Origin of the sequence: Phenylobacterium sp. (assembly GCF_004799395.1) — a bacterium.
GTDB lineage: Bacteria > Pseudomonadota > Alphaproteobacteria > Caulobacterales > Caulobacteraceae > Phenylobacterium.
The window spans coordinates 19686-27623 of sequence record NZ_SSMZ01000200.1 but is presented as its reverse complement, the minus strand read 5'-3'; the positions used below and the strand labels follow the sequence as shown (position 1 = coordinate 27623).

7 protein-coding genes are annotated in these 7938 nt (G+C 68.0%); 4 read left to right on the top strand and 3 right to left on the bottom strand.

Translation table 11 applies throughout. The annotated features are described in order from the left end of the window. Positions 1 to 64: 64 nt before the first annotated feature. Together E8A12_RS13035 and E8A12_RS13030 are read right to left on the bottom strand one after the other, a co-directional pair. Entirely contained in the window at positions 65 to 1243 is a 1179-nt protein-coding gene (locus tag E8A12_RS13035) for a VWA domain-containing protein (RefSeq protein WP_293369361.1), read from the bottom strand. Positions 1244 to 1397: 154 nt separating this feature from the next. Further along, complete coding sequence (locus E8A12_RS13030) at positions 1398 to 1856, bottom strand: DUF3617 family protein (protein WP_293369359.1); 459 nt, start codon at positions 1854 to 1856, stop codon at positions 1398 to 1400. 214 nt (positions 1857 to 2070) lie between these two features. Here E8A12_RS13030 and E8A12_RS13025 point away from each other — a divergent pair, with 214 nt between their 5' ends. Further along, a complete protein-coding gene (locus E8A12_RS13025) occupies positions 2071 to 2976 on the top strand; it encodes a LysR family transcriptional regulator (protein ID WP_293369357.1) in 906 nt (301 codons plus the stop codon). Here E8A12_RS13025 and E8A12_RS13020 read toward each other — a convergent pair whose 3' ends face one another. Continuing rightward, complete coding sequence (locus E8A12_RS13020) at positions 2977 to 3594, bottom strand: TetR/AcrR family transcriptional regulator (RefSeq protein WP_293369355.1); 618 nt, start codon at positions 3592 to 3594, stop codon at positions 2977 to 2979. 110 nt (positions 3595 to 3704) lie between these two features. On the opposite strand from E8A12_RS13020, the gene E8A12_RS13015 reads away from it, so the two are divergent. Genes E8A12_RS13015 through E8A12_RS13005 form a run of 3 tightly spaced genes read left to right on the top strand, consistent with a single transcriptional unit; the run spans position 3705 to position 7921 of the window. Next, complete coding sequence (locus tag E8A12_RS13015; RefSeq protein WP_293369353.1) at positions 3705 to 5126, top strand: efflux transporter outer membrane subunit; 1422 nt, start codon at positions 3705 to 3707, stop codon at positions 5124 to 5126. Positions 5127 to 5176: 50 nt separating this feature from the next. Beyond that, positions 5177 to 6301 (top strand): HlyD family efflux transporter periplasmic adaptor subunit, encoded by a 1125-nt coding sequence (locus E8A12_RS13010; RefSeq protein WP_293369351.1) that lies wholly within the window; start codon positions 5177 to 5179, stop codon positions 6299 to 6301. A 27-nt stretch (positions 6302 to 6328) separates the two neighbouring features. Beyond that, positions 6329 to 7921, top strand: a complete 1593-nt coding sequence (locus tag E8A12_RS13005) for a DHA2 family efflux MFS transporter permease subunit (RefSeq protein ID WP_293369349.1) — start codon at positions 6329 to 6331, stop codon at positions 7919 to 7921. The last annotated feature ends 17 nt before the right edge of the window (positions 7922 to 7938 follow it).

The following is a 7938-nucleotide window of genomic DNA, read 5'->3' as shown; positions in this document are numbered from 1 at the left end:
GCCGCCTGGTCCTGGTCGGCGTCTTGGACCTCGTGGGTCAGGTCGTCGCTCATCGCGGCCCCGCCTAGCGGGCGAGCTCCTTCATGGCCTTCTCCAGGCCCGCCAGCGTCAGCGGGAACATCCGCTCGCCGACCAGCTGCTTTAAGAGGCCCACCGAGGGGGTGTAGTCCCAATGCCGCTCGGCCGTCGGGTTCAGCCAGATCATGTGCTCGAAGATGCCCGCGACCCGGTCCATCCACACCGCGCCGGCCTCCTCGTTCCAGTGCTCCACCGAGCCGCCCGGATAGGTGATCTCATAGGGGCTCATGGTCGCGTCGCCCACGAAGATCACTTTGTAATCGTGGGGAAATTTGTGAAGAATGTCCCAGGTGTTCAGCTTCTCGGCGTGACGGCGCCGGTTGTCCTTCCACACGCTCTCATAGAGGCAGTTGTGGAAGTAGTAGAACTCCATGTTCTTGAACTCGGAGCGGGCGGCGCTGAACAGCTCCTCGCAGATCTTGATGTGGCTATCCATCGAGCCGCCGATGTCGAAGAAGATCAGGACGCTGATCTTGTTGCGGCGCTCGGCGCGCATCTGGATATCGAGGTAGCCCTTCTCGGCTGTGCCCTTGATGGTCCCGTTCATGTCGAGTTCGTCGGGATGGCCCTCGCGGACCCATTTGCGCAACCGCCGCAGGGCGACCTTGATGTTGCGTGTGCCGAGCTCGACCTGATCGTCGAGGTTCTTGTACTCGCGCTTGTCCCAGACCTTGATCGCCTTGCCGTGGCGGCCCTTGTCCTGGCCGATGCGCACGCCCTCGGGATGATAGCCGTTGGCGCCGAAGGGTGAGTTGTTGCCGCCCTGGCCGCGGCCCTTGCCTTCCTTCTCGTCGCTTTCGGCCTGTTCCTTGGCGCGCTTGGCCAAGGCCTCCATCAGCGCCTCGAAGCCGCCCATGGCCTCGATCTGGGCCTTCTCTTCTTCGGTGAGGAACTGGTCGGAGAGCTTCTTCAGCCACTCGGCGGGGATGTCGACGGCGACCTCGTCGCCCATCCGTTCCAGGCCCTTGAACACCTGGCCGAAGACCTGGTCGAACTTGTCGATGTTCTTCTCGTCCTTCACCAGCGCGGCGCGGGACAGGTAGTAGAAATCGTCGACGGAGCGGTCGATGACCTGCTTGTCCAGGCCCTCCATGAGCATCAGGTATTCCTTCAGCGTCACCGGCACCTTGGCCTGGCGAAGCTCGGTGAAGAAACGCATGAACATGCGGGGTTCTTTCGGGTGGCGAACGTCTGTTTGAACGCGGAGGATGCGGCGTCGGGTCCGCGATGTCCAGTTCCCTCGCCCCGAGCCGAAGCCCCGAGAGCCCGCCCGCTCGCGTCGATGGCGCGCGCCGGACCCCACACGGCCTGCCGCCGTCCTAGTTGACCTGTTTGTCGCCGGGTTTGCAGGGGCCCAGCCGGCGCGATACCGACACGATGTCGGTGTCGGGAACGGCGACCGACTGGCCATTGGCCGTCTTCATCATTCCGCCATGGCTGTGGGCCTTGCCGGTCACGGACTCAGGCCCGGTGACGGTGATGCTTCCGGTGGTCGTCATCAGGCTGCCGCCGACCGTGCATTGCATCGAATAGGAGGTGACCGGGCCGATGGTGGTGAAGTTGCTCACTTTGCAGTTTGCGCCGGGAAGCTTCGCCATCGAGCGGGAGACGTAGTTCTGATCGATGGTCTCGTCGGTGGTGTAGCAGATGAGGCGCGGCGGCCCGTTGTCGATGCTGGTCTGCCACTCGCCGGCTTGCCGCATCAACACGGCCCCCGCGGCGGACGAGGCCGCCGCAACAGCGACGACGGCGATCATCGGCGCGATGTATCTGAACATGACATGGACCTCCCAGCCTGAACCCAGGGCCTAACACTGTTCGGCCCCGCCGGGAATTTCCGCTGGGTTTCCGGACTTTTTCAATCCGAACGGTGGCGCACGTAGCCGGATTTCACCGGCTCGGCGATGGCGCCGACCGTGTCCTCGACCGGGATGTTCGGCATTTTCGGCTTGAGCCGTATAATCCCAGACCGACTGTGCGGAGAGGCGAACAATGGATCGGATCGACCTGAGCGCCCTCGACCACTTCGCGGCCATCGCGCGGCACGGCAATTTCCGGCGCGCTGCGGTGGAACGGGGCGTCTCGCCATCGACGCTGAGCCAGGCCGTGAGGGACCTGGAGGCCCGACTGGGCGTCCGTCTGCTGAACCGCACAACCCGCAGCGTGGCCCTGACCGACGCGGGCGCAACGCTGCTGGGCTCCCTTCAGCCGGCGCTGACGCAGATTTCGGCGGCCGTGGACGAGGCGCGCTCGGCGCAGGCTGCGCCGTCGGGCGCGCTCCGGATAAACGCCCCGGAGCCCGCGGTGGAACTGGTGCTGGCGCCGTTGGCCGCGGATTTCCTCGCCGCCTATCCGGCGGTGCGGCTTGAGGTCATCGCCGAGACGTCGATGGTGGACATTGTCGCCAAGGGCTTCGACGCCGGCGTGCGTTGGGAGGAAAGCCTGGCGCAGGACATGGTGGCCGTGCCGTTGGGCCCGCCGCAGCGCTTTGTCGTGGTCGCAACGCCGGCCGTTGTCGCGCGCTGGGGCGCGCCGGCCCATCCGCGCGACATGCTCGATCGGCCCTGCCTGCGCATCCGTTTTCCCAGCGGCGCTGAGCCGCCCTGGGAATTCGAGCGGGCCGGGGAGACGATCCGGGTTCCGGTCACCGGTCCGGTCACCGCCAACAGCGGCTCGCTGCTGTTGCGCGCGGCGCTCGATGGCGTCGGCTTCCTGCAGGTTTTCGATGGCACGGTGGTCGGGCACCTGGCGTCAGGCCGGCTGGTGGAGGTGCTGGCCGACTGGTCCGAGCCGTTTCCGGGGCCACGGCTCTACTATCCCAGCCGCCGCCATCCGCCGTCAGCCCTGCGGGCTTTCGTGACCTTCGTGCAGGAGCGGCGACGGCGGGAAGGGTGGTGACTATCGCTTGCCGAAGGCCCGCAGGAAGGTGCGCGTGGCCAGCGTCGCCTCGTCCTCGATCTGCTTTTGCGTAAGTTCGGGGATGGCGTTGCAGAGCCGGGCTTTGAAATAGCGGTTCTGCACGAGCCCCAAGAACTGGTGAGCGCATTCCAAGGGATCGTCGAGGTCGAGATCGCCCGCCGCGGCCATGCCCTCCAAGAGCTCGGCCACCCGTTCGGCGCCCTTGCGCGGCCCCGCCTCATAGAAGGTCTGACCGATCTCGGGAGACCGCTCGGCCTCCGCCGCGATCAGGCGGAAATTCCTGAGGTTGAAGTCGGTCAGCACGCGGGTCAGGTAGGCCCGGCCAATCCGGCGCAGGGTCTCCTGCGCGGTCTCGCCGGCGGACGGCGCGGCGAAGATTTCATCCTGCCAAAGGCAGCGCCGCTCGACATAGGCGATGAACAGTTCGTCCTTGCTTTTGAAGTAGTTGTAGAGCGTGCCCTTGGACCCGCCGAGGCGGGCGGCGATCACCGACATCGAGGCGTTGGCGAAGCCCTCTTCCAAGAAGACACTCTGCGCCACATCTAGGATCAGCTCGCGGCGTTGATCGCGGTCCAGTTTGGTTTTTGTCAGTTGCATCTTTTTTCCAACCGTACGGTATGGTCAGTCTTGACGCGCCACTGTGGCGCTCGCTATATCGTCCTCTGCAATATATGACCGTACTGTACGGTTAGACAAGAGTCGGCCGAATGATCCGCTACCGCACACTTCCCGCCCTGTTGCTCGCCGCAACCGCGCTGGGCGCCTGCGCCACCCTGCCGCCGCCGGCGCCGGCCAGGATCGCCAAGGCGCCGGCCAGCTACGCCACCGCCCAGTCCCTGGCCGGCCCTGCTGGGGAATGGCCGGGGGACGCCTGGTGGACGGCCTATGGCGATGCGCAGCTGAACGGTCTGATGACCGAAGCCCTCGCCGGCTCGCCGACCCTGGCGCTCGCCGAAGCCCGGATCCGCAAGGCGCAGTCGATCGCCGCCTCGCAGCGCGCCGCCAGCCTGCCGAACGTCGCCGGCGACGTCTCGGTGCAGCAGGCGAAGCAGAGCTACAACCTGGGCATCCCAGCGGAATTCGTGCCCCAGGGCTACAACTGGTATGGCCGGGCCGCGCTGGACTTCAACTGGGAGCTCGACTTCTGGGGCAAGAACCGCGCGGCAGTCTCGGCCGCGGTGTCCGACACCCAGGCCGCGCAGGCCGACGCCGCCGAGGCGCGGCTGATGCTTTCAACCAACGTCGCGGCCGCCTATGCCGACCTCGCCCGCCTCTATGCCGAACGCGACGTGGCCGCCCGCGCCCTGGAGGTGCAGAGCGAGACCTCCAAGCTGGTGACCGACCGCGTGACCAACGGTCTCGACACCCTGGCCGAGCAGCGCCAGGCCGAAGCCGACCCGCTGCAGTCGAAGGCCGACCTGGCCGCCATCGACGAGCAGATCGCGCTGACCCGCAACAGCCTGGCCGCGCTCGCGGGGGCCGGCCCCGACCGGGGCCTCAGCCTGGCCAGGCCGAGTGCGGCAGCCCTGAAACCCCTGGGTGTGCCAGCCGAGCTGGCCGCCAACCTCGTCGGCCGCCGGCCGGACGTTACTGCGGCGCGCTGGCGCGCCGAGGCCGCCGTCTCGCGCATCAAGGGCGCGCGGGCGGCCTTCTATCCCGACATCAACCTGGCCGGCTTCATCGGCGGCCAGGCGCTGCACCTGGACAAGGTGTTCGCCGCCGGCTCCGATATCGGCTCCCTGGGCCCCGCGATCAGCCTGCCGATCTTCGAGGGCGGCCGGCTGAAGGCCGGCCTGCGTGGCGCCGAGGCCGACCGCGACGCCGCGGTGGCCAGCTATGACGCCGCCGTCACCGAGGCCTTCCGCCAGGTGGCCGACGTGGTGGCCTCCAGCCGTGCGCTGCAGACGCAGATCGTCGACAGCCGGGCCTCGCTGGCCGCCAGCGAGGACGCCTTCCGCATCGCCACCCTGCGCTACAAGGGCGGGCTCGCCACTTATCCCACCGTCCTGCTCGCCGAGCAGGGCGTCCTGCGCCGCCGGCGCACCGTGGCCGACCTGGACGCCCGCGCCCTGGCGCTCGACGTGCAACTCGTCCGCGCGCTGGGCGGCGGCTACCACGCCGCGGCCTGATCCCTGTTCCCGCCAAACGACCCGACACGCCGTCTTCAAGGACCACCCCGATGTCCAATGCCGCCACCCTCGACAAGGCCCCCGCCGCCGGAAGCTTCGGCGTCTCCGCCCAGGTCAACGCCGCCAAGGCGCGCCGCCGGCGCCTGTTGATCTGGCTGGCCATCGCGGTGGTCGTGGGCGCCGTGATCTACGGCGTCTACGCATTGCTCTTCACGGGCAAGACGGTGACGACCGACAATGCCTACGTCGGCGCCGACGTGGCCCAGGTCACGCCGCTGATCTCCGGGCCGGTGTCCAAGGTGCTGGTGCGCGAGACCGACGCGGTGAAGGCTGGCCAGCCGCTGGTTCTGCTCGACGACGCCGACGCGAAGATCGCCGTGGCCCAGGCGCAGGCCGCCCTGGGCCAGGCCGAACGCAAGGTGCAGGGCTACGGCGCCAACGACACCGCGCTCGCCGGCCAGCTCAGCGCCCGTGACGCCGACATTGCCCGCGCCCGATCCGACCTCGACCGCGCCAAGACTGACCTCGACCGCCGCCAGGCGCTGTCGGCCTCGGGCGCCGTCTCCGGCGACGAACTGACCAACGCCAAGAACCGCTACGCCGAAGCCCAGTCCGCGCTCGCCCAGGCCCAGGCCAGCCGCGCCGCCGCCGTCGGCGCCCGGGAGGCCAATCACGTCCTGATCGCCGGCGTCAGTCTCGAGCAGAACCCCGAGGTGGCCGCCGCCCGCGCCCGCCTCGACGCCGCTCAGCTGATGCTGGAGCGCACCGTCCTGAAGGCGCCCGTCGACGGCATAGTCTCCAAGAAGCAGGTGGAGGTCGGCCAGCAGGTCGCCGTCGGCGCGCCGCTGATGGCCGTGGTCCCGGCCGGCGAGGCCTATGTCGACGCCAACTTCAAGGAGGTGCAGCTGAAGAAGGTGCATCCCGGCCAGCCGGTGATCCTGACCTCCGACCTCTATGGCTCTGGCGTGAAGTTCCACGGCCGGGTGCGCGGCCTCTCGGGCGGCACCGGCGCGGCCTTCTCCCTGATCCCGGCGCAGAACGCGTCGGGCAACTGGATCAAGGTGGTGCAGCGGCTGCCGGTCCGAATTGACCTCAACCGGAAGGAACTGGCGGAGCACCCCTTGCGGATCGGCCTCTCGATGAAGGCCGCTGTCGACATCTCCGGCGCGAACTAGGCCTCAAGGTTCAGGAAGGCGACGGTCATGGCCGACGACGCACAATCCGCCAAGCCGGCCGCGGGCGCCGCGCCGTTGCGCGGGCCCGTCCTACCAGCGGCGATGACCGGCTCGCTGCTGGGAATAACCGCCATCGCGCTGGCGCTCGGCACCTTCATGCAGGTGCTGGACTCGACCATCGCCAACGTCTCGATCCCGACGATCAGCGGCAACCTCGGCGTCTCCACCAGCCAGGGGACCTGGGTGATCACCTCGTTCGCCGTATCCAACGGCGTCTCCGTGCCGCTGACCGGCTGGCTGATGATGCGCTACGGGGTCGTGAAGACCTTCGTGGGCTCGGTGGTGCTGTTCACCATCGCCTCGTTCCTTTGCGGGGTGTCCTGGAACCTGCCGTCGCTGATCATCTGCCGGGTGCTGCAGGGTGCGGTCTCCGGGCCGATGATCCCGGGCTCCCAGGCGCTCCTGATCATGATCTTCCCGGCGGCCCAGAGGGGGACCGCGCTCGCCATCTGGTCGATGACCACCCTGGTGGCGCCGATCTGCGGCCCGATCCTGGGCGGCTATATCTCCGACAACATCTCCTGGCCGTGGATCTTCCTGATCAACGTGCCGGTCGGGATCGTCTGCGCCGTCGTCTGCTGGCGCAACATGCTGAGCCGTGAGACCCCGACCCGCGTCGTGCCCATCGACCGCACCGGCTTCTTCCTGCTGTTGACCTGGGTGGGCGCGCTGCAGGTCATGCTCGACACCGGCAAGGACGCCGACTGGTTCAATTCGCCGGCGATCATCGTCGAGGTGATCATCGCCATCATCGGCTTCATCGCCTGGCTGATCTGGGAGCTCAACGAGCAGAACCCGATCGTCGACCTCAGCCTGATGAAGTCGAGCAACTTCGTCATCGCCACGGTGGTCTCCTGCCTGGGCTACGCCATGTTCTTCGGCGCGAACCTGTTGCAGCCGCTCTGGCTGCAGACGCGGATGGGCTACATCGCCACCTGGGCGGGTCTGGTCGCGGCCCCCTCGGGCGTGGTGGCGGTGTTCCTGACGCCCTTCGCCGCGCGCTTGATGAACCGGCTGGACGCCCGCTGGACCGCCAGCCTCTCGCTGCTGGCCTTCGCCGCGTCCTTCTATCTGCGCTCGCGCTACACCACCGACGTGGGCTTCGCCGCCCTCGTCGTGCCGATGCTGGTGCAGGGCGTGGCCATGAGCACCTTCTTCGTCTCGATGGTGACGCTCACCCTGAACGGCGTGCCGGGACAGCAGGTGCCGCAGGCGTCCGGCCTTTACAACTTCGCGCGGATCACCGCCGGCAGCTTCGCGGCCTCGCTGGTCTCCACCGTGTGGGAGCAAACCGCCACCCTGCACCAGAGCCGCCTCTCGGAAGCCATGGGCGCGCAGGACCCGGCGTTCGTCGCTGCGATCGGCAGGCTGCAGTCCTTGGGCATGACGGCGCAGCAGGCGGTGGGCGCGGTCGCCAATCAGGTGGTCAGCCAGGCCTATCTGCTGGCTACGGACGACATCTTCCGCATCGCCTCAGGGCTGATGATCGTGCTGATCCCCTGCGTATGGCTGACCAAGAAGGCGCTCGGCGCCGGCGCCGGCCACGCGGCGGCGGACTAGATCCCATAGGGGCGCGT

Coding starts and splice junctions, on each gene's coding strand:
- E8A12_RS13035 (WP_293369361.1), bottom strand. CDS start 1,243: ATGTTCATGCGTTTCTTCACCGAGCTTCGCCAGGCCAAGGTGCCGGTG.
- E8A12_RS13005 (WP_293369349.1), top strand. CDS start 6,329: ATGGCCGACGACGCACAATCCGCCAAGCCGGCCGCGGGCGCCGCGCCG.
- E8A12_RS13010 (WP_293369351.1), top strand. CDS start 5,177: ATGTCCAATGCCGCCACCCTCGACAAGGCCCCCGCCGCCGGAAGCTTC.
- E8A12_RS13025 (WP_293369357.1), top strand. CDS start 2,071: ATGGATCGGATCGACCTGAGCGCCCTCGACCACTTCGCGGCCATCGCG.
- E8A12_RS13015 (WP_293369353.1), top strand. CDS start 3,705: ATGATCCGCTACCGCACACTTCCCGCCCTGTTGCTCGCCGCAACCGCG.
- E8A12_RS13020 (WP_293369355.1), bottom strand. CDS start 3,594: ATGCAACTGACAAAAACCAAACTGGACCGCGATCAACGCCGCGAGCTG.
- E8A12_RS13030 (WP_293369359.1), bottom strand. CDS start 1,856: ATGTTCAGATACATCGCGCCGATGATCGCCGTCGTCGCTGTTGCGGCG.